Origin of the sequence: Neisseria subflava (genome assembly GCF_003044935.1) — a bacterium.
In the GTDB taxonomy this organism is placed as follows: Bacteria; Pseudomonadota; Gammaproteobacteria; order Burkholderiales; family Neisseriaceae; genus Neisseria; species Neisseria subflava_E.
Map to the genome: position 1 here is coordinate 765,990 of NZ_POXP01000001.1, position 21,059 is coordinate 787,048.

Here is a 21,059-nt window from a genome sequence, read left to right on the forward strand (position 1 = left end):
CGGTTTCAACACACAGCCGCCCGAAGGCGGCTGGATAAGAGGGGGGATATGCAACGCAAAATAACCGCCGTTTCAACACACAGCCGCCCGAAGGCGGCTGGGTCCCTCATACGGCACGTCTTGCTCGTCTATACGGTTTCAACACACAGCCGCCCGAAGGCGGCTGGCCGCGTGCAAAGTGGCACGCGGAAACGGCGCGAAGTTTCAACACACAGCCGCCCGAAGGCGGCTGGGTGCTTGGTCGCACATACGCCAAAAGCCCGTGATGTTTCAACACACAGCCGCCCGAAGGCGGCTGGGCTCCCACTCTTCCTCTTTCGTCATCTCACGGCTGTTTCAACACACAGCCGCCCGAAGGCGGCTGGGCATAACTCAAGGGCGTAGTAGTCGATAGGATTGCAGTTTCAACACACAGCCGCCCGAAGGCGGCTGGCGACACCGACGAACCGTCCGCAGACACACAGCAGGTTTCAACACACAGCCGCCCGAAGGCGGCTGGGTTGATACCGGTATTGACGAGCGCGTATTTTTGGTTTCAACACACAGCCGCCCGAAGGCGGCTGGCTACCAACAAACGCCTCTTGCGCTTCTTCCCAGTCGTTTCAACACACAGCCGCCCGAAGGCGGCTGGTGAGCGGGGGCAGCGCAGGGTCGGCAAATATGCAGTTTCAACACACAGCCGCCCGAAGGCGGCTGGGTCTGCGCTTCTGCGCAGTAACGACAAGTTTGTCGTTTCAACACACAGCCGCCCGAAGGCGGCTGGGACCGCAAACATATTTTCAACCCAATGACAGGAGTTTCAACACACAGCCGCCCGAAGGCGGCTGGTCGTTCGTATTCCATCACAGTTTGGATAGCGTTGTTTCAACACACAGCCGCCCGAAGGCGGCTGGGTGGCCGGTATCCGTATGCCTAACGGTTTATGGTTGTTTCAACACACAGCCGCCCGAAGGCGGCTGGGCATCAATCTTAATCATGCGCCCACCTGTACATTGTTTCAACACACAGCCGCCCGAAGGCGGCTGGGAATCGTCTGTAAGAAAGGAGCAAGACAATGGCTGTTTCAACACACAGCCGCCCGAAGGCGGCTGGCGTATCATATAATTACCGTTTTATTTCATTTTCTGTTTCAACACACAGCCGCCCGAAGGCGGCTGGTTTTGTCTCTTGTTTTTCATTAACATCGATAACGTTTCAACACACAGCCGCCCGAAGGCGGCTGGGGCGACATTGCACAAATCACGGTAGCCGATGTGTTTGTTTCAACACACAGCCGCCCGAAGGCGGCTGGTACTTGACTTATTATAAAAGCTAAGTTATAATACGTTTCAACACACAGCCGCCCGAAGGCGGCTGGTTCGTATCATATAATTACCGTTTTATTTCATTTTCTGTTTCAACACACAGCCGCCCGAAGGCGGCTGGAGCCTCTCTCAAAAGCCTTGCTCCATCAGGTTTTGCAGCCCCGATTTCGCTAAGCTCCCAAGAAAAGCGCGAACGCGAGTATAACACAGCCTTTTCTGTTACACCCGCATTTGCAATTATCCTGATTGTTAAAGAACAATTCCAATTCTCCAACCCTGCCGCATTTTCATGAGAACCGTAGGTTGGCGATTTACACAATCAACGTATCCTTAAACACATCCACCGCCGGTTTTGCGCCGTGGTGTTCCACTTTGCGTCGCCACTTGCTGCCCAGATGGTAAAAGCGCAAGCTGTCGGTTTCGGGGTTGTAGGTTTTCAAAAGTTTGTCCTTTAAAACGACCCACTGATCGGGCGCGATGTCGCATTCGAACACCGAATACTGCACGCGCACGCCGTAGTCCAGACACAATTTCGCCACGCGTCGCAGCCTTGCCTGTCCTTCGGCGTCTTCCAGCGAAATATCGTAAGTAATCAGCATCAACATTTTGTATTCCCATATGCAGGCTGCTTTAGAGGCCGTCTGAAAATCTCTAGCCTATTTTCAGACGGGCTGCAAACCTATCTCATCAAAAACGGCGGGTATTCCGCCAAATCTCCGCGCAAGTGTCGCGCCAACAGCATTGCCTGAATATACGGCAGCAGCCCGATTTCCACCTCTTCACCCAAAAACGGATGAACGATTTTCTCCTGCTTTTTCGCCTGCAAAGCTTGGAACAACAATTTACGCGCATCGGCTTTCAGGCTTACCGCGCCGCTTGCCTCGGTAACGAAATCCTGAGGTTTGATTTGCCCACGGTTAATCAGCGACAACACCAACCTGTCCGCCCACCATGCGCGGAATTCTTCCAAAATATCCTGCGCCAAACTGTCGCGCCCCGGTCGGTCGGCGTGCAGAAAGCCCACCTGTGGATCCAGCCCCACGCCTTGCAGCGCGCCGCTGATGTCCTTGCCCAAGATGCTGTACACAAACGATAACAGCGCATTTACCCCATCTCTGGGCGGACGGCGGTTGCGCCCGTCAAAAGAAAAGCCGCTTTTTTCGCTCAAAAGCTGCCCGAACACGCCGAAATAACGCGCCGCCGCATCGCCCTCAATACCACGCACCACGTCCAGCTCCGCCGCACCCTTCAACTGCCGCAGCGAAATGTTCAAAGCATCGACCGCACTTTGAATCGCCACATTCTCGCCGTAATTGCGAATCTGCCGCTGAAGCACCCGTTTACTCGCCTGAATCTTCGCCGCAATAATATTGCGCGCAATCGGCACGGGATTTTGCTCCGACACCCGATACTGCGCCCGACGTAGCAGCACATTGCCGCTCTGCCGCCCCTGAAGCCGTCCCAAGAAACGTCCGTTTTCGGTAAAAAACGCCAAATTCACATTATTTTCACCGCAAAACCCCAGCAAAAACGGCGACACCAACACATTCCCAAAACAGAAAATATGCCCGATGGAATGCACCGGCAACTGCGCTACCTTCTTGCGCTCCTGCTCCACCACCAGCGTCTCCCGCTCTTTATGCAGATAGCTGCCTTGGGTGGTGATATAGAGCGTATTTTGTAGTTTGCGCATGGGGATTTATCCTATCTATTTTCTAAACTACTAGGCTTACCAATCATTCCTTTTTCATATGTCGCCAACCAATCTAAAAAACTAGACACTAAAATTTGGTCATCTATATTTTTATGGTTAGGTCCATTTTTAACAATTCCAAGGAATTTTTCAGGTAATAATGGTGCTTTGTTTCCAAAGTACCAAAAATCTTTACATATTAAGACATTCGTAGAATTTAAATCATGGCTCATACTGCTTTCATCATGGAAAGGGTTATTTAACTGAGTCCAAGTTCCATTCTCTCTATAATAAATATTATCTCCTCTTCTTCTTGAAATATTTTCATCGCTTGGTTTTTTAACTTGATATATGGGATTTTCAAAATATTCATTCATATTTACCACATCAGATACTTGAGCTGCATAAATCAATCGATTTTTATAAGCTCCTGTGCTAGAGCCTATTCCAACAAGAATATCCCCTATTTTTGCACTATTTCTTATTCTCGGTTTGCATGTGGCAAGAGTTAAAAATCCACCATAAGGATTAGGAGCAAAGCCATAATCATGTGTAATGATATAACTCATTATTTTCATAATTTCATCTCTATTAAATAATCTAAAATCACTATTCCCCAAACAACCCCTTCACATACCCCACACTCCTATCCCGTTTTCCCAACAACTCTGGCTGGCAAATCTCCACTAGCGAGCAGGCTTTGCAGCGTTTGCCGTAGGCGGGCGGCGAGGTTTGTCCGCTGTTTAGAAGGTCGCGCACGGCTGAGATGGTGGCGAGTGTTTGGGCGCGCAGGTCGTCTGAAAACACGACGGGGACGCGGTGGCGGGTTTGCATATACCACAGCGCGCCCTCAGAGACGGTTTGCCCCGTCATTTCTTCCAAGCACAAGCCTTGGGCGCAAAGCTGGATTTCGTCCATCGGGCCAGGTTTAGGCTTGCCGCGTTTGTATTCCACAGGTTTCAGACGGCCTGTTTTCGTTTCTACTTCTACCAAATCCAGCACGCCACTGATGCCCAGTTTCTCCGCCGACACATGCACCGTCCGCTCAAAGCGCACACCCTTGCGCGTTTCCGGCTCGCCCGAATCCACCCGTTCATGCAGCGCCTTGCCCTGCGCGGTCAAATAGTTCTCCGCCCACGCCTGCTCGTTATGAATCAACGCGCATTGGCGCGGGCAGAAGGCGTAGTGTTGCAGGGCGGAAAGGGGAATCAGGCGCATGTCCTGATTTTCCCTTTGGCTTTCGGTTGAAAGTGCGATCATTTTTTTGAATGTTTTAGAAGCCGTCAATTTCCTGCGGAGTTAAACCATCAAGGTTTTCCAGTTCATAGCTGCCATCTGCATTCACTTTTAGGCTACCGTGCACTTTGGCAGAAGAATATTGCCCTGCTTTGCTGTTGTGTTCCCACCAGATAAGTTTCAACACCTGCATGCTGCCTTCGGGGCGGGCGGATGATGCGTCGCCTTCAAAGAGTTTGGTCAGTACGGCTTTGATTTTTTCGGCATCGCCGTCTGAAAAGCCGGTGCGCTCGGCAAGTTGTGGTGACATTGCGCCAAAGGCAACGTACACACCGTGATCGATGCGGTGTTTCATGCCCATGGTGTCGGAGCTTTTTTTCGTGCCATCGCCTTCGCCGCTGACGCTTTTGGTAATCTGAGTGCTGGTGATGTTAATCGGCTCAACGCTAAATGCGGATTGAATGGTAACGGGGCCGCGCACAGCGATGGATATGCCACTGCTGCCATCACCGCTGAATGCGAAAACCTGTCCGAAACTGCGCACATCCAGCCATTTTTCGCAGGCTTTTTTGGCGGTATCGTCTTTGTTGGCTTTTTTAGCGTTAAAGGCATCCGCACCCAAGCCGACATCTTTGTCTTTGGCGCGATTGGCCAAGCTGGTCATGCCGTCGGTTTTCTTTTCATCCGATTGTACAAAAATGCTCTCGCCACTGTCTTGCAGGCGGTCGCGGATTTTGCGTTTCAGGCACACGTCGGTCATTTCACCAAATCCTTGGAAATCGGCACGCGGGCGGTTGCCGTTTAAGGGGTCGCCGTTAGGGTTGGCGTTGGTGACTTTCAGAATTAAGGCGAAGTCAATTTTTTTGGTTAAAGACATTTTTCATTCTCCATAAAAAGATTAATTGGTTTCTGTTGGTTTAGCTTTGCTAGCTTTAGCTGCTTTACGTTTGGCAATTTCGCGGGCATTTTCCATTTTTTGGCAATGATAGCCTAAGAGAAATTCGCCACTTAATTTGTCATCACAAACATAATCATCCCTTTGGAAAAGCTCCATAATTTCACCAATAGCCTGCTTATAGAAATCTTTTCCTTGACTAGTTAGATAATTTTGATATGGCACCAATTTCTCACTTGCAAGGTTTCGCCATGTGCTGTATGGCCTTTGTGCAAACTGTTGGAAATAACGTTCTGCATTAGTCGCACGAGTAGGTGTTTTTTTGCCATTTTGTAGATATAAGGCATACCACTCCATGCTTTCTGCCTGTGCAATTAATCGGCCATACAAATAATCGCGTGAGCGGTTTTGGGTATCCAAACTCATAGGGTAAGTTCTCCGTTGTGATAAATCGTGATGACGAGCGCGCCAGCCTTTGTATAGGGCACAGGCAACGCCGATGTTTCTTTGCCATTCCCAGTTTTCGCAGCCATTAGGATTGCAGGCCGCCTGAAAACTTTGACGTACCAAATCTTCGGGAATCAGCACGGATGTTCCGCCTGCGATAACAGGAAGAAGTCGGGCATAAAGCTGTTTTTTAAGCGTGTCGGACAGAGATTTGCCGTACACGGTTTCGGCAATGCTGTAAGGCGATGGCGGGACGAAGCGCCATTGGGTACGCTTGTCGGTTTTCTTGCCGTTTGGGACTTCAATGCTGTAACGCTGATACCAAGAAAAATCGTCAATCCATGCATCTAAATTGGCGAAATAGTCGGCAGGCAGAAACTCTTGGTAATAAGTTAATGCCATGCGCCCAGGCGTGGCGGAATCGAGCATAATCAGGGAGATTTGTTCGTGGGCTTTCAATTCCGCCTGATAGCCATGCAGTTTCTTTTTGATGATTTGCGCAGCAGCACGCCCGATATTTACAGACCAATCGGGGGACGGCTGTTCAGATGATGTTTGTGATGAAAATTCATCAGGATTTTCGACCGCACTGATGTCCAGATTATCCCAATTAATTTCACTGGAAATATCTTTCATCGGTGACGGGACGGGGTTACAGCTAATTGCCCATGCAATGGTAACTTGTTCATTATTTCGTGCAGTAGTTTGCCTATCGATCAACCATCTAAGCGCAGCATGAGCCTTATGCGATACTTCAGCCGAAATTGTTGTCGCTTGATTAGCTTCTTCAAATCGACCTAGGTAGGTAAATCCTTCCTTATCATTGGAAGAAATCAATTTTGCTTTGTCGCCCGAATAAAGTAATTTTGCAGGATGACTTTCGCGAATTTTCTGTTCATCTCCCGTTACTGTGCAGAATTGGCTTTTTAAAGTCTGTTGGTAATAATTTCCCCAACTTTGCTGAACTTCCTTATCCTTCCAAGTTTCAGGAACAAAATCACCGGGTATTTGCACTGACCAAACAACAAGAGCTTTTCGGATTTCAAATTTCCCTTGCTCCTTAGTCAAAACATTAAACAATTCAGGTTTTTGCTTATCTTTGTTTTCCCTTTCAATCCAATTTGTCAGCAACTCGCCGTTATCATCTACGGGAATAACTTTTTCTTTTACCAAATCGGCTAATACCGTCCCCTTGTGAACATATTTTTGTATTGCCAATACCTTTTTGTTATCTATCGTCACACACCATTTATCTAATTGGTCTGCATATAAATTGAAAATCAAATCTTCTTGCTTGGTTTTCGTTTTTTTCTTTTTACCATTTTTTCCTTCGGTTTCCGTAATGACTTCTTTCTGATAAGTCAGTCCCAAATCTTTTGCGATATATTGCAAGCTATCCGCCAATGCATGAGGGGCCAAACCGCTTGTCCGCCCTTCCGAGCTTTCAGTTACAGGCAACATGATAATCGGTTTATCAGTTAAAACCCTAGCTCCAAGAAACTTTCCATCTCCATCCAAAGTAATTTGAATATGGGCAGTTTGCGGGCTGTGCCATAATGGTGCTAGTTTTTCTTTTTCCGAATCCGATAAGTTTGGATTCTTCTCAATTTCGTTATACGTCCGATAAAGTTTCTGCATCCAGCTCATAATTCTATCTCCTTGGCTTCGTCTTCCACAGGCTTGACGTTTTCGCCGCGCTTGAACGGTTTTTCAGGCTGCATTTTGCGGATAAATCGAGTTTTCAGACGGCCTTCTGTATCGTTGACACTTGGAAACTCAATCACACCGTTTTGCATATTCGCCATCCAAAAACGGCTGACCAATTCGGGCTTTCCGGTTTCTTCGGGATAGCCAAAACTATGGAACATCAGGCCAAAATCCAAATTATCGATTTCATCGTAAAACCCTTCGCCTTCGCCGAAAGTGCACGGCTCGACATAGCCTTGGCAATCGCGCGTGCCGAGAAAAATATCCTGCCGCCCGCCACGTTCCAACATTCTTTTGGCAATGGCGATATGTTTGCCGAAATTGCGGTCGCCTGCCAACTCTTCCCAATGCTCATTCCATTCAAAATGGGCTTCCACTTGGTATTCCACGTCCTGCAAAAAGGTGTAAATCGCCAAAGTGTTGCTGCCGTTCCAATCCAGCGGCTTGGTGGATTTGCTTTGGGTGCGGATGGGTTTCATCACGCGGATGCGGTCGATACGCCAAATCAACGTTGGCTTCCAATAAATGCTTTTGACAATGCCTTTAATAGCTTCGTATGTCGGTACTTGGTAGCTGAATTTTTCGCCGCCGATTTTGGTAACGGGGTCGGTAAACAAGGCTTGCCGCCCCCATACGCGGAAACTGATTTTGCTGTCCATATTGCTCCTATAAGTCGTAAAAAGTCATTTCGCTTGTTTCATCCAAAGACAAACCGAATTCATCGTTGTAATAGCGTTCATTCAGATAATAAATGCCCGAACCTTCAATGGTTTCATACAGGGCGTTTTCTTTTTGCAATTTATCCCAAACGTTGGGGAAAACGTTCACGCTGTAACGCTGAGCTTTTTGCAAAGTGCGGTGCATTTCTTTCGGATCCCATTCGCCACAGAGTTTGGCAATGAGTTCCGCACCTTCGCCATACGGCACAATCACGGCCTGTGTCGGTGCGTCTATGGCTTGGAAAACGCGCCCTGCACTTTTGAAGGATTGCATCAACAGTGGCAACAGTTTGCTTCTTTTATTGTTTTTTTCGCCATAAGGATTCAGCGCGTTATCGCTCAACCAATCCAGCAGTGAACCTGTTGTGCTGTTTTTGACGGAATATGACATTTCATCGCTGCGCTGGTAAAAATAGTATTCAAAATAGCGCTTCATTGCTTCTGGCTGCAAAATATCCTGTCCGGCAAAATCGTGAAACACACGTTCGGCATAGGTTTTGCCTGCCTGAATATCAGGCAAGAATCGAGTGAAATCAGTTTCTTGCAGATTCAATACATAAACCTGCCCTTTACCTTCTTTCTCCCCATGCCGGTTACAACGTCCTGCCGCTTGGGCGATGCTGTCCAACCCGCCTAAAGTGCGAATCACACAAGCCATAGAAATATCCACACCTGCTTCAATGAGTTGGGTACTGATGCAAACAACGGGTTGTTTGTTTTCCAGACGAGCTTTGATGGTGTCAAAAATCGCTTTTCGGTGCGCCGCGCATTGGTTGGTGCTGAGATGGAATAAGGCTTCAGACGGTACGTTTTGCGCCTTGCAATATTGATAAAGCTCTTGCGCCCATTTTTTTGTATTGACAATAAATAGACAGCTTTGGGTCGTCTGAAACTGTTTCAGCAAAAATGTGCCTGCTTCTTCTACATTCCAGCCTCCCACTTTTTCGTTAAATTGGATTTCTACTCGGGATAACTCATCAAATAATTTATCCAAATCCTGATGTTTACCCATGATTTCAGCATCTTCTGACAGCCTTAATAAACCGCGTGAAGCAATGCTTTCCCTTTTATCTTCAGGGAAATTCCGCAAACCCGATTCACCGAGCAGAGGCTGCGTCGCCGTACACAAAACCGCCGTGCTTTTGCCAAATGTCGTCAGCCAATTCAATACGTTGCAAAATAAATGCACGCATTTCACGGGCAGTGTTTGGATTTCGTCAAAAATCAGCACCGCATTTGTCATCGGATGGATATGGCGTGCGCCGCGCGTGCCGCCGCCGAACCATGCGTCCAAAAACTGCACCATAGTGGTAAACACAATAGGTTTATCCCAGTTTTCGGACAATAATTTGTCCTGCCAACTTTGCTTTTCGGGTTCTAAATTGGAATGATGTTCTAAAACCCAATCTTCGCCGAAAATTTCGCGTACGGCTTGGGCATTTTGATCAATGATGGAAGTATAGGGAATGATGTAGATAATGCGATCAAGATTATGCTTTTGCGCATGATGGAGCGCATAACGCAAGCTAGCCAATGTTTTACCGCCACCGGTCGGCACGGTCAGTGTATAAATATCTTGAGAATCGTCCGCTTTTTTTAGGCAATCGTCTGAAATTTTGCGGCGGATTTCATCAATGGGATAACGGTTTTCAAAACCTGCTAATTTGGCTTCCAATTTATCAATTGCTGATTGCCAATCAGGTTTTTCCGTCAAGCGGCGGATTTCTTTTTGCGCTTCCCGTTCAAAATCCGAGCTATTGATACGGTCGGCATCAATCAGGCAACTGAATAGGAAACGGGTCAGACAGCCGAGATAAAATTCTTTGATTTTGTTATTGGTGGCTTGGTCAGAGAGAATCGGTTTCACTGCATTTAGCAGACTGCGAATCAGGTTTTCACCGGCCAATTCTTTCGCTTTTTGCTGAACGGCTTCATCGGCATTGTGCTCACATTCCACCAGATGCGTCAGTTCGTCGTCTTTTTCAAACCGCTTTTTCCAAATGGTATTACCTTCATCGTCCAAACAGTCAATTAAGCCTTCGCCGTGGTGTGATGCTATGCATAAACCCAGCATTTGTCCGAAAAATTCTCCGATGCCCTGTGCCGCACCGAATTTTCTCAATTCGCGGTAAACCCATTGCGCACCGGCGGTGGAATGATCCACTTTACTGCCGTTTGGCGTACTTTCTTCATCATCCAAATCAGGATTCAACAAACCTGTTTCATCATGGATATATTTTTGGAATTTGCGGGAATATTTACCGAAATCGTGCATGAGTCCGAGTAACTCGCCCACTGATTCTAAATTTAGTTTTCGAGCAAATATTTTTGCAAGTTCTGACGTTTCTACTAAATGAGTTTGAACAGATTGAGGACACTTATCAGTTTGACGAACATGTGCAATAAAAGTAAATTTCATGGCATACAATACTATTACTGTAACTTACCACCAATTATATACTTGCAAATATTCAACTGCAATATAATTTCTTAAATATATTTAAATTACATTTATCCTAACTAGAAATGCCGTCTGAAACTTTTTCAGACGGCATTGTCATTTATTAACCTTTATAACTTGCTTCTAATATCCTCCACTGCTTTCACTAATGCTTCGGAAAGCGAAGGATCAAAAGAAGAGTGGCCTGCTTGGACGATTCTCAATTCTGCTTCAGGGAAGGCTTGCGAGAGTTCCCACGCGCTTTGCATCGGGGTACATAGGTCGTAGCGGCCTTGGACGATGATGGTTGGGATATGGCGGATTTTGTCGATGTTTGCCAAGATAGCTTTATCGCCCTGCAGCCAGCCTTCGTTCACGAAGTAATGGTTTTCCATTCTTGCGATGGCAAGGGAAGCTTGCGGGTCTTCATCTACGTCTTTAGGTTCAAACTGAATAAGGTAGCTTTCCCAGTCTGCCCATGATTTAGCCGCTTTGAGGCGTGTGGCTTCATCTTCGCTGAACAGCATTTCATGGTAGGCTTGGATTAGGGCTTGGCGTTTGTTTTCGGCTACGGGGGCAATGAATTTTTGCCATTGAGCCGGATAAATTTGGCTGACGCCGCCTACTTCGTTCAACCATGCCATTTCAGACGGCCTGCACAGGAAAATACCGCGCAAAACTAAGCCGCTGACGCGCTCGGGATGGGTTTCGGCATAAGTCAGCGACAAGGTGCTGCCCCATGAGCCACCGAAAACCAGCCATTTTTGAATACCGAGCATTTCGCGTACTTTTTCAATATCGGCAACCAAATCCCATGTGGTGTTGTCTTCGATACAGGCATAGGGTTTGGAGCGTCCGCAACCGCGTTGGTCGATAATAACGATGCGGAAATGCTCTGGATTGAAAAAGCCTCGACAGGCAGGTGATGCCCCTGCTCCGGGGCCGCCATGCAGGAAAATCACGGGGTGGCCATCAGGATTGCCTGATTCTTCCCAGTAGATTTCGTGAATGTCGGATACGCGCAAAAGGCCGCTATTTCGTGGTTCTTGAATCGGATGCATAAGCTTTCTCCTTTGTCTGATGAATATGTTGATTGTAACACTTTGCCTTCTGATTTTTCAGACGGCCTACATAGGTTTATCGCCACAAATGGCGTAAAATAGCACTTTTTTGACAGGATTTTTTATGGCTGACAACAAACAAACACATGCGGCACCCGAAGGACAACTTTTATTGCGTACGGTAGCCATGCCGCGCGATACCAATCCTAATCAGGATATCTTCGGCGGCTGGATTATGTCGCAAATGGATCTGGGCGGCGGTATTTTAGCGGCAGAAATCGCACAGGGACGAATTGTAACCGTGGCCGTTCAAGAAATGAATTTCATCAGGCCGGTAAAGGTCGGCAACGTCGTGTGCTGCTACGGTCATTGCGTCCGCGTAGGCAATACTTCTTTGCAACTGAAAATCGAAGTGTGGGTGAAGACTTTGATGAACGATATGGTAACGGAAGACCGCCAACTGGTCACCGAAGCCGTATTCACTTACGTCGCCATCGATGCACAAGGCAATCCGCGCCCTATTCCTCGCGAAGGCAATGCAAAACTGGCTCATTTGTAAGTTTAAAAATCAAAACAAGGCCGTCTGAAACCTCAACGTTCAGACGGCCTTTTTTCATACAGAAGCAAAATGTAATAATATTTCTTTTGAGCTAAAGCAAGGTGAAGTATCTGTTTTTTAGGTTTAATTCAGGCTGATTGATAAGACAAAGACCGTACACCGGCTCCCTATAACACTACTCTACCGCGACAGTTTGTACCATCTTTAAAACAACGTTTCCTCCTCAACCTACTTTAAGGAACATCATGGCTTCGCGCGATTTATACCCACAGGAAATTTTACAGGTTGTTCTCGACAAAAGCTGCGCCAAAGCACAATCCAGCATCCCCACACTGGCAATCTTGAGCGTTTTGGCCGGTGGATACATCGGCTTCGGATATCTTGCCTATTTAAAAGTAGTCAGCGGCATTCCGCACGAATGGGGCGGAGTTGCGACTTTACTCGGCGCCGCCGTGTTCCCAATCGCTTTGATTTGTATCCTGCTTGGCGGCGGCGAGCTGGTAACCAGCAATATGATGATTATGTCTTTAGGCAGATTGGCCGGACGGATTTCCTCCAAAATGCTGCTACGCAACTGGGTTATCGTCTGCATGGGCAATTTGGTGGGCACACTGGCAATGGCGTTTTTCCTTGGATACTATGTCGGCATGATTGAAGGCAGCGTGGCAGAAAAAACCATTGTCGTGGCGGAAGCAAAAGTCCATATGGATTTCGGCCGTGCTTTCGTATCGGCAATAGCATGTAACTGGATGGTCTGCATGGGCGCGTGGCTGCATTTTGCCGCTAAAAACACAACCGGACGAATGCTGGCCATTTGGTTCCCCGTCATGATTTTCGTATTAAACGGCTTCCAACACCTTGTCGCCAATATGTTCGTTATCCCAGCCGGCATTTTGGCAGGCGCAAACATCACATGGGGGCAATTTTTCTTCAACATGATTCCCGTATTCCTGGGCAATGTCATCGGTGGCGCATCCTTTGTTGGCGCATCGTATCTTTATACTTATAGAGACACGCTGAAAGATAGTGCCGAATAGCCCTGCTTTAGAAACAACAAAACCTGCTTTTTTAAGCAGGTTTTGTTTCAGACGGCATTGGTATTAAGTTTTAAAATCCATTCGGACACATTATTCAGATAAATCATCCAAACGAAAAAAGAGCCGTTTTTAAAACGGCTCTTTCCAATTCTTTGGTCGGAGTGAAAGGATTCGAACCTTCGACCCCTTGCACCCCATGCAAGTGCGCTACCAGACTGCGCCACACTCCGACTCGATAAGCTGTGAATTTTAGTTTCAAACGCTGATTTTGACAAGTGCTTTTTAGAAAGGGAAATTTACTCGTTTGAAAACATTTGAATTATTTGTAAACAAAAAAAGCCGTCTGAAATCGTTCAGACGGCCTTTGATTATTCAGTCAAATATCAAGCTTCAACCGGAATAATACCGATTTTGGCCTGCCATTGTTTTGGCGCAATGGCGTGAACCGATTCGCCGTTGCTATCCACCGCAACGGTTACAGGCATGTCTTTGACTTCAAATTCGTAAATCGCTTCCATACCTAATTCTGGGAAAGCCAAGACTTTAGACGCTTTAATGGCTTTGGCAACCAGATATGCTGCGCCGCCGACAGCCATCAGGTAAACAGCTTTGTTATCAGCAATGGCTTGGCAAGTTGCTGCGCCGCGTTCGGATTTACCGATCATACCCAAGAGGCCGGTTTGTTCCAGCATTTGGCGGGTGAATTTATCCATACGGGTGGAAGTAGTCGGACCGGCCGGACCAACAACTTCGTCACGGACTGGATCAACCGGGCCGACGTAGTAAATCAGTTTGTTGGTGAAATCTACCGGCAATTCTTCGCCTTTGTTGAGCATATCAACCAAACGTTTGTGCGCGGCATCGCGACCGGTCAGGATTTTACCGTTCAGCAACAATACGTCGCCGGTTTTCCATGTGGCCACTTCTTCTTTGGTCAGATTGTTGACATCGACACGTTTGCCGTTGTCCGGGCTGTAAGTCAGATCCGGCCAGTCTTCCAAAGATGGTGCTTCCAGTTTGGCCGGGCCTGAGCCGTCCAATTCAAATTCGATGTGGCGGGTTGCCGCGCAGTTTGGAATCATGGCAATCGGTTTGGAAGCCGCGTGGGTTGGGTAGTCAAGGATTTTGACATCCAGCACGGTGCTCAAACCGCCCAAACCTTGTGCGCCGATACCCAAGGCATTTACTTTTTTGTAGAGTTCCAAGCGCAGGGCTTCAGTTGTAGACAATTCTGCACCGGAATCGGCTTTTTCTTTGAGTTCCTGAATATCGATATGGCTCATCAGGCTTTCTTTGGCCATCAACACTGCTTTTTCAGGCGTACCGCCGATGCCGATACCCAAAATACCCGGAGGACACCAGCCGGCACCCATTTGAGGAACGGTTTTCAAGACCCAATCAACGATATTGTCTGAAGGGTTGAGCATGGCAACTTTGGTTTTGTTTTCAGAACCGCCGCCTTTGGCTGCGCAAGTGACTTCGACTTTGTCGCCTTTTACGATTTCCATATGTACAACGGCAGGGGTGTTGTCTTTGGTATTTTGACGTTTACCAGCCGGATCGGCCAATACAGAGGCGCGCAGTTTGTTGTCAGGATAGGTGTATGCACGGCGTACGCCTTCGTTAACCATTTCCTGTACGCTCATCTCGGCATCCCACTGTACATCCATGCCCACTTTCAAGAATACGGTCGCAATACCGGTATCCTGACAAATCGGACGATGGCCTTCAGCACACATACGGCTATTGACCAAAATCTGCGCCATCGCATCTTTGGCGGCAGGGTTTTCTTCTTTTTGATAAGCCTTATACAAAGCCTGAATGTAGTCTTTAGGATGGTAATAGCTGATGAATTGGAAAGCATCGAAAATACTTTGGATAAAGTCTTCTTGCTTGATGACGGTCATGATTGTGTTCCTTTTCGGAGTCATGGTAGGGAGGGTTTGTTTATTTCTTAAGAGACCGATTTTTTCAGACGGCCTTCAATAGTGTAATAGTGCTTTCAAATGAATGACCCAGACAATATCATTTTCATACCTTATTGATTTAAATAGAATTTAATATCGCATTAAATCACTTGGTTATTGATAATATATATCCACTGACCATTCACTTACACAGAAATAAAATTACATTATTTTTAAATGATATTCTAATTACAAGTCCGTCTGAAAATGTTTGCCTTAAGTATCTGAGAAAGAAATTTAGTAGCTTGTATTTAAAAGGAAACCACCTAAATTTCAGACGGCCTTTCTTATTTTCCAACACGATACACAATTGTAAAATCTGTGTCATTTTCTCCCTCAATCTTCTTGACTGATATCAAACTCATTTAATTTTCTGAAATTTTATAACAATCTTTTCACTTACTTACCTATCAGAATATTATTCAATATATACAACAATCTATGTAAAATTGTCTAACATATAATAATGATTTTTACTAGTAAATATACGAATATTTTAAAATTTATAATAAAAAAGTAATTTTATTTTACCTTTAAAATCAAATTGTTGTAATAAATTTGTCTAAATAATAGGCATATTTTGTTTGCAATCCTCCTTCTATAAAACCTTAGGTTACCCCTATCATCAAAACCACTAAATTCTGATACACTTCGACTCATAAAGATAAACATTGATTTTAAAAGAATTTCCGAGTAAATCACTTGGATATTTTCCTCATACGCAATAAATGTAATAAAAATACAATTAATCAAATTACCCACTATTCCAACTTCCAATTTCACAGGAACAAACCATGAGTGAAAATTTGTTAACCCTGACCATAGACGGCCATGAAGTCAAAGCTTCCGCCGACTCGTCAATCATCCAAGCCTATGCCCGTTCAGGCAATGCAATTACTGCCAATGTCGGCTGTATGGGTCAAGGCGTATGCGGTTCCTGCCGCTGTATGATTCGTAAAGAAGGCGAGCGCGAAGTCACCACTGCACTGGCATGCGAAACCAAAGTTGAAGAAGGCATGCAAGTCAGCTTCTTGGACTACTTTATTCCGGAGCACATCCAATATTACGACGTCGGCGAGATTGGTGATGGCTGGAACTGGTTGGACGATACCGCCAAAGCCTTCCCTGAAGCGCAAAATTGCCGTCATTGCGGCGGCTGTAATCGAGCCTGTCCTAAAGGTTTGCAAGTGGAAAACGGCGTAGCGCAGGTAGTTTCCGGCGATTTCAGTGCGGCTGCGCTGACCTTTGACCAATGCGTGATGTGCAACCTCTGCACCCTCTCCTGCCCTGAACACATCCGTCCGAACCACTTGGGCTTGTTCGCCCGCCGTATGAAAGCGGCGCGCACATTGCGTCCTGTGGATTTGATGCGCCGCCTGCGCGAAATCGACAGCGGCAAAATGAAAGTCGAATTTGAAGAGGAGTCAGTGTAATGGTTAACAAAATCCAAGGCATAGACTACGAAACTGCCCTTGCCAACCTGCGTGCGTCCTCATTGGAGCTGCGCGGCGATTTACCTGAAAAAAACGAATTACTGAGCCAATTTCACCCTGACTATCAGGCAAATGCACGTGTGAAACTGCCTATCGGCCCAAACCAAGGCGATTACTGCCATCCTGATTTGGCCAAACTCTTAATCAGTCAGCCTCTGATTGACGACTATAATTTATCAGGCGCAGAACACTTGAACACCGACGTATTGGTAATTGGTGGCGGCGGAGCGGGCGCGGCAGCGGCATTGTCTGCCACTGAAGCCGGAGCACGCGTCATCATGGCGAACAAACTGCGTATCGGCGACAGTAATACCGTGATGGCCGAAGGCGGCATTCAAGCTGCGGTCGGCGCGGAAGACAGCCTGCAACAACACTTTGACGATACCATCAAAGGCGGCCACAACGCAGGCAAAAAAGAATTGGTGGCGCAAATGGTTACCGACGCGCCGTCCGCCATCCGCTGGCTGATCGGTTTGGGCATGACTTTCGACCTTGCCAAAGGCGCGGACAGCAACGGCATGTTGAGCCGCAAACGCGCAGGTGGTACAACCGTACCGCGTATTTTGAGCTACCGCGACTTTACCGGCCTCGAAATGATGCGCGTACTGCGCGAGGCAGTCGAGCTCGACGAAAACATCACACAGCTCAACCGCCACCCCGCCATCGAATTATTGTCGGACGAACACGGCCGCTGCGTCGGCGCGATTTTGTACGATTTGGAAAAACGCTCTTTGGTATTGGTTCACGCCAAAGCCGTGGTATTGGCAACCGGCGGCAGCGGACGCCTGCATTTGCAAGGTTTCGCCACTTCCAACCACTATGGCGCGACTGCAGACGGCCTGGTAATGGCTTACCGTATCGGCGCCAAACTGCGCGATGTCGATTCTTTCCAATACCACCCAACCGGCGTCGCCCACCCTCCACACTTGGCAGGCGCGCTGATTTCCGAAGCAGTGCGCTCTGCAGGCACCAAGCTGGTCAACGGTTTGGGCGAACGTTTCGTTGACGAATTGCAACCGCGCGACGTTGTTGCCGCTGCGATTCTGCGTGAATGCCGCGAAGGCCGCGGCGTGGTACGAGACGGTCAAGTCGGCGTGTTCCTCGACACCCCGCGCCTGATTGCTAACGACCCTGACGTATTAAACCGTTTGGTAACACTCGGCCACGTTGCCCATAAATGCGGCATCGACCCTGCCGTTGAGCCGGTCATGATTCATCCGACCCTGCACTATCAAAACGGCGGTATCGAAATCAACGGCGATGGCGCAACCTGCGTTGAAGGTCTCTATTGCGCCGGCGAAGTAACCGGCGGTATTCACGGCCGCAACCGCCTGATGGGCAATGCGCTTTTGGACATCATCAGCTTCGGCCGCCGCGCGGGTAAAGCCGCCGCCGGTTGCGGCCTGCCTCTGAAAAAAGTACGCGGCGGTGTCGGACACGTCCACGACCTGCAACGCGAAATGACCCGCGCCGGTCTGACCAGCGACATCAAAGCCCCCGTTTTATATCCCGACTACGGCAAATTCGATTTGCGCGAACACGCCGGTTTGCAGGAGCAACAATCATGAACCAAGCCAATCAAAACTTACTGCATCCTTCCCGCCAAGTCGGCGCAGATTTAGCCGCTTGGCGCAAAGTCGGCGGTGGCGAAGGCCTGCTGGCTGCGCTTGCCGATCCACAAAGCATTGTTTCCAAACTGCAAGATGCCAATCTTTGCGGTATGGGCGGTGCAGGTTTCCCGACTTGGCGCAAATGGGAGGCCGCCGTTGCCGCCCAAAGCAAAAATGGCGACAAATACGTCGTCTGCAATGCCAACGAAGACGAACCAGGTACATTCAAAGACCGCGTTTTGCTGGCAAAAACGCCGCACCAAGTCATCGAAGGCGTCCTGATTGCCGCTGTTGCCTGCCGCGCCAACAAAGCGATTTTGTACATCAACCCGCATCAAACCGAATCCATCGCCTCCATCACACCGGCCATCGAGCAATGGAAAAACAGTGATTTGTTTATCCGCATCGAAAACTACTTGGGCAAACCTTTGGATTTGCAGCTGGTTGAAACTTCTGGCCGTTATATCGGCGGCGAAGAAACCGCTGTGATTTCATGGCTGGAAGGCGGTTTCCCCTTCCCTCGCCGCAAACCGCCTTTCCCAGCCGAAAGCGGTGTTAACGGTGAACCGACCCTAATCAACAACACCGAAACCTTCGCCAATATTCCGCAAATCCTTGCCAAAGGTGCGGAATGGTACAAATCGCTGGGTTTGGGCGATGCCGCAGGTACGAAACTCTACTCGCTCTCCGGCGACGTATTGAACCCGGGCCTGTACGAGCTGCCGATGGGTACAACGCTGAAATCACTGATTTTCGATCACGGCGGCGGTATGCTTGAAGGCCGCACGTTTAAAGCCGTCTTCACTGGTGGTCCATCAAACACGCTTCTGACTGCCAAAGATTTGGATGTGCCATTGGACTTCGTTTCCGTGCGCGAACGCAAATCCAGCCTCGGTACGGGTGCGATGATTGTGATTTCCGAAGGCACGAGTGTGGTGCGTAAAGTCTCTGAATATGTGGAGTTTTTTGCTGCCAACTCATGCGGACAATGCCCGCCGTGCAAAGGCGGCACGTTCCAACTTTCCCGCCTGCTCAACCGCGTGGACACCGGCATCGGCACTTCAGACGACCTGCGCGCCCTGCAAAGCCTGTGCCAACTGCTACCCCGAAGCGGCCGCTGCGGCCTGATTGACGGCGCGGTAACGGTTCTGCAAAGCTCGCTGCGTACCTTCCCTGAAGAGTACGGCCTGCCGGCAGAACAGGAGTAAATCGGTATTGTTTTCAGACGGCCTGTTACTGTAAAGGCCGTCTGAAAAACGATACCCGCCCCCCTTTCTCTTCTTTCCAAGATAGAAAAGAAACCCATTAAGAAAAATACCTTCCGAACCTACCAAAATACGTTCAGACGGCCTTAAGCAATACTCAGGCCGTCTGAAAACTGATTTCCCAATTCTTTAATCCTCAAATTAGGAGATTCAACATGGGCTTCAAGCCAATTCCTGCTGCGGTCGCACTTGTGCTGACGCTGCTTATCTGGTTCGTTATCCCCGTTCCTCAAGGCGTATCGCCTGACGCATGGCATCTTTTGGCATTGTTCGTCGGCATTATTGCCGGCATCATCGGTAAAGCCATGCCTATCGGCGCAATGGCGATTTTGGGTATTACCTTGGTTGCACTGACCGGCGTGACCAACGAAAAAGCCGCCGATGCAACCAAAGACGCTTTGAGCAGCCTCAACAACTCGCTCATCTGGATGATCGGTATCGCCATCATCATTTCACGCGGCCTGTTGAAAACCGGCTTGGGTATGCGTATCGGCTACCTTTTGATTTCCCTCTTCGGCAAACGCACGCTGGGCGTGGGTTACAGCCTGGCGCTGGCCGACTTGGTCATCGGTCCGGTAACGCCGAGTAATACTGCACGCGGCGGTGCCATCGTGCATCCGATTATGAAATCCATTGCCTTGAGCTTCGACTCCGACCCAGAAAAAGGGACGGAAGGCAAAATCGGCAAATACCTTTCACTGGTCAACTTCCACTCCAATGTGATTACTTGTCTGATTTTTATCACCGCCACCGCACCTAATCCGCTGGTAGTCGAATTGGTTGCCAAAGCCACCAATTCGGAGATCCAACTCTCTTGGGGTACTTGGTTCTTGGCAATGGTCGTACCCGGCCTGATTGCTATGCTGCTGATGCCGCTAGTACTGTATTTCCTGTATCCGCCTGAAATCAAACAAACCCCTAACGCCACTGCATTGGCAAAAGAGCATTTGGCTGCCATGGGGCCGATGAAGCGTGAAGAAAAAATCATGCTGGGTATTTTCTTAGTTCTGCTGCTGTTGTGGGCGGGTATTCCTGAAATGCTGTTTGGCGTGAAAGTGGACGCTACCGCCACCACTTTCCTCGGCTTGAGCCTGTGCCTGTTGACCGGCGTACTGACTTGGGACGACGCGCTGAAAGAAAAAAGCGCGTGGGATACCATCGTCTGGTTTGCGGCCTTGGTTATGATGGCAAACTTCCTCAACAAACTGGGCCTCATCAGCTGGTTGTCCGACTCCATGCAAAGCGGTATCGCCCACATGGGCTTGGGTTGGGAAGCCGGTTGCGCCCTGTTGATGTTGGCCTACCTCTACGCCCACTACGTTTTCGCCAGCGGTACGGCACACGTTACCGCCATGTTCGGCGCATTCTACGGCGCAGGCTTGGCCTTGGGCGCACCACCGATGCTGTTTGCCCTGATTATGGCAGCCGCTACCGGCATCATGATGTCACTGACTCACTACGCCACCGGTTCTGCACCTGTCATTTACGGTTCGAACTACGTCAACATGACCGAATGGTGGAAAGCCGGCTTCATCATGAGCGTGGTCGAAATCCTGATTTTCAGCACTGTAGGCATCTTGTGGTGGAAAGCCTTGGGCTATTGGTAACTCTTTAGCCGATTGAAAA

Annotated in this window: 16 protein-coding genes, 1 tRNA gene and 1 CRISPR repeat array (1 of these 18 only partly in view); of the genes, 6 read left to right on the plus strand and 11 right to left on the minus strand. The window is 48.4% G+C overall.

Going from position 1 to position 21,059, the window contains the following annotated elements:
* Window positions 1–1,425: direct repeats of the CRISPR family, unit length 32 nt; unit sequence GTTTCAACACACAGCCGCCCGAAGGCGGCTGG; it begins 2,910 nt to the left of the window's first position.
* A gap of 190 nt (window positions 1,426–1,615) precedes the next feature.
* The 9 genes from cas2 to pip all read right to left on the minus strand — a co-directional run bounded on the left by cas2 (window position 1,616) and on the right by pip (window position 11,502).
* A complete protein-coding gene (gene cas2, locus DBY95_RS03685) occupies window positions 1,616–1,909 on the minus strand; it encodes a CRISPR-associated endonuclease Cas2 (protein ID WP_003685729.1) in 294 nt (97 codons plus the stop codon).
* Window positions 1,910–1,983: 74 nt separating this feature from the next.
* Window positions 1,984–2,997, minus strand: coding sequence for a type I-C CRISPR-associated endonuclease Cas1c (gene cas1c / locus DBY95_RS03690; protein ID WP_107723428.1), 1,014 nt, complete (start codon window positions 2,995–2,997; stop codon window positions 1,984–1,986).
* 11 nt (window positions 2,998–3,008) lie between these two features.
* Complete coding sequence (locus tag DBY95_RS03695; RefSeq protein ID WP_159068466.1) at window positions 3,009–3,575, minus strand: hypothetical protein; 567 nt, start codon at window positions 3,573–3,575, stop codon at window positions 3,009–3,011.
* A 31-nt stretch (window positions 3,576–3,606) separates the two neighbouring features.
* Window positions 3,607–4,257 carry a CRISPR-associated protein Cas4 gene (gene cas4 / locus DBY95_RS03700; protein WP_107723430.1) on the minus strand — a complete coding sequence of 217 codons (651 nt, stop codon included), beginning with the start codon at window positions 4,255–4,257 and terminating at the stop codon, window positions 3,607–3,609.
* Between the two features lie 13 nt (window positions 4,258–4,270).
* Window positions 4,271–5,110, minus strand: a complete 840-nt coding sequence (gene cas7c, locus DBY95_RS03705; RefSeq protein WP_107723431.1) for a type I-C CRISPR-associated protein Cas7/Csd2 — start codon at window positions 5,108–5,110, stop codon at window positions 4,271–4,273.
* Between the two features lie 21 nt (window positions 5,111–5,131).
* Window positions 5,132–7,222 (minus strand): type I-C CRISPR-associated protein Cas8c/Csd1, encoded by a 2,091-nt coding sequence (gene cas8c / locus DBY95_RS03710; RefSeq protein WP_107723432.1) that lies wholly within the window; start codon window positions 7,220–7,222, stop codon window positions 5,132–5,134.
* Window positions 7,219–7,941: a type I-C CRISPR-associated protein Cas5c gene (cas5c, locus tag DBY95_RS03715; protein WP_107723433.1), complete on the minus strand. Its 723-nt coding sequence runs from the start codon at window positions 7,939–7,941 to the stop codon at window positions 7,219–7,221. The genes cas8c and cas5c overlap by 4 nt, the downstream gene beginning before the upstream one ends.
* Before the next feature lie 7 nt (window positions 7,942–7,948).
* The gene (locus DBY95_RS03720) at window positions 7,949–10,420 is read right to left on the minus strand and encodes a CRISPR-associated helicase/endonuclease Cas3 (RefSeq protein ID WP_107723434.1); all 2,472 of its coding nucleotides are present in this window, start codon (window positions 10,418–10,420) and stop codon (window positions 7,949–7,951) included.
* 152 nt (window positions 10,421–10,572) lie between these two features.
* Window positions 10,573–11,502, minus strand: a complete 930-nt coding sequence (gene pip / locus DBY95_RS03725; protein WP_107723435.1) for a prolyl aminopeptidase — start codon at window positions 11,500–11,502, stop codon at window positions 10,573–10,575.
* A gap of 124 nt (window positions 11,503–11,626) precedes the next feature.
* Here pip and yciA point away from each other — a divergent pair, with 124 nt between their 5' ends.
* Window positions 11,627–12,061, plus strand: a complete 435-nt coding sequence (gene yciA / locus DBY95_RS03730) for an acyl-CoA thioester hydrolase YciA (RefSeq protein ID WP_049332732.1) — start codon at window positions 11,627–11,629, stop codon at window positions 12,059–12,061.
* Between the two features lie 245 nt (window positions 12,062–12,306).
* Complete coding sequence (locus DBY95_RS03735; RefSeq protein ID WP_107723436.1) at window positions 12,307–13,098, plus strand: formate/nitrite transporter family protein; 792 nt, start codon at window positions 12,307–12,309, stop codon at window positions 13,096–13,098.
* Between the two features lie 153 nt (window positions 13,099–13,251).
* Here DBY95_RS03735 and DBY95_RS03740 read toward each other — a convergent pair.
* Both DBY95_RS03740 and DBY95_RS03745 read right to left on the minus strand, forming a co-directional pair.
* Window positions 13,252–13,328, minus strand: a tRNA-Pro gene (locus tag DBY95_RS03740).
* Window positions 13,329–13,481: 153 nt separating this feature from the next.
* On the minus strand, window positions 13,482–15,005 hold the full coding sequence (locus tag DBY95_RS03745; RefSeq protein ID WP_003746217.1) for a fumarate hydratase: 1,524 nt from the start codon (window positions 15,003–15,005) through the stop codon (window positions 13,482–13,484).
* A gap of 854 nt (window positions 15,006–15,859) precedes the next feature.
* On the opposite strand from DBY95_RS03745, the gene DBY95_RS03750 reads away from it, so the two are divergent.
* From DBY95_RS03750 to DBY95_RS03765, 4 genes are all read left to right on the plus strand, one after another.
* Complete coding sequence (locus DBY95_RS03750) at window positions 15,860–16,498, plus strand: 2Fe-2S iron-sulfur cluster-binding protein (RefSeq protein WP_107723437.1); 639 nt, start codon at window positions 15,860–15,862, stop codon at window positions 16,496–16,498.
* Window positions 16,498–18,126 carry an FAD-binding protein gene (locus tag DBY95_RS03755; RefSeq protein ID WP_107723438.1) on the plus strand — a complete coding sequence of 543 codons (1,629 nt, stop codon included), beginning with the start codon at window positions 16,498–16,500 and terminating at the stop codon, window positions 18,124–18,126. The genes DBY95_RS03750 and DBY95_RS03755 overlap by 1 nt, the downstream gene beginning before the upstream one ends.
* A complete protein-coding gene (locus DBY95_RS03760; RefSeq protein WP_107723439.1) occupies window positions 18,123–19,376 on the plus strand; it encodes a complex I 51 kDa subunit family protein in 1,254 nt (417 codons plus the stop codon). The genes DBY95_RS03755 and DBY95_RS03760 overlap by 4 nt, the downstream gene beginning before the upstream one ends.
* A 212-nt stretch (window positions 19,377–19,588) precedes the next feature.
* Window positions 19,589–21,040 carry a DASS family sodium-coupled anion symporter gene (locus DBY95_RS03765; protein ID WP_107723440.1) on the plus strand — a complete coding sequence of 484 codons (1,452 nt, stop codon included), beginning with the start codon at window positions 19,589–19,591 and terminating at the stop codon, window positions 21,038–21,040.
* The last annotated feature ends 19 nt before the right edge of the window (window positions 21,041–21,059 follow it).

What these genes read in the sequence shown, in the direction of transcription:
- cas2 (WP_003685729.1), bottom strand. Translation starts at nt 1,909, where the DNA reads ATGTTGATGCTGATTACTTACGATATTTCGCTGGAAGACGCCGAAGGA.
- cas1c (WP_107723428.1), bottom strand. Translation starts at nt 2,997, where the DNA reads ATGCGCAAACTACAAAATACGCTCTATATCACCACCCAAGGCAGCTAT.
- DBY95_RS03695 (WP_159068466.1), bottom strand. Translation starts at nt 3,575, where the DNA reads ATGAAAATAATGAGTTATATCATTACACATGATTATGGCTTTGCTCCT.
- cas4 (WP_107723430.1), bottom strand. Translation starts at nt 4,257, where the DNA reads ATGATCGCACTTTCAACCGAAAGCCAAAGGGAAAATCAGGACATGCGC.
- cas7c (WP_107723431.1), bottom strand. Translation starts at nt 5,110, where the DNA reads ATGTCTTTAACCAAAAAAATTGACTTCGCCTTAATTCTGAAAGTCACC.
- cas8c (WP_107723432.1), bottom strand. Translation starts at nt 7,222, where the DNA reads ATGAGCTGGATGCAGAAACTTTATCGGACGTATAACGAAATTGAGAAG.
- cas5c (WP_107723433.1), bottom strand. Translation starts at nt 7,941, where the DNA reads ATGGACAGCAAAATCAGTTTCCGCGTATGGGGGCGGCAAGCCTTGTTT.
- DBY95_RS03720 (WP_107723434.1), bottom strand. Translation starts at nt 10,420, where the DNA reads ATGAAATTTACTTTTATTGCACATGTTCGTCAAACTGATAAGTGTCCT.
- pip (WP_107723435.1), bottom strand. Translation starts at nt 11,502, where the DNA reads ATGCATCCGATTCAAGAACCACGAAATAGCGGCCTTTTGCGCGTATCC.
- yciA (WP_049332732.1), top strand. Translation starts at nt 11,627, where the DNA reads ATGGCTGACAACAAACAAACACATGCGGCACCCGAAGGACAACTTTTA.
- DBY95_RS03735 (WP_107723436.1), top strand. Translation starts at nt 12,307, where the DNA reads ATGGCTTCGCGCGATTTATACCCACAGGAAATTTTACAGGTTGTTCTC.
- DBY95_RS03745 (WP_003746217.1), bottom strand. Translation starts at nt 15,005, where the DNA reads ATGACCGTCATCAAGCAAGAAGACTTTATCCAAAGTATTTTCGATGCT.
- DBY95_RS03750 (WP_107723437.1), top strand. Translation starts at nt 15,860, where the DNA reads ATGAGTGAAAATTTGTTAACCCTGACCATAGACGGCCATGAAGTCAAA.
- DBY95_RS03755 (WP_107723438.1), top strand. Translation starts at nt 16,498, where the DNA reads ATGGTTAACAAAATCCAAGGCATAGACTACGAAACTGCCCTTGCCAAC.
- DBY95_RS03760 (WP_107723439.1), top strand. Translation starts at nt 18,123, where the DNA reads ATGAACCAAGCCAATCAAAACTTACTGCATCCTTCCCGCCAAGTCGGC.
- DBY95_RS03765 (WP_107723440.1), top strand. Translation starts at nt 19,589, where the DNA reads ATGGGCTTCAAGCCAATTCCTGCTGCGGTCGCACTTGTGCTGACGCTG.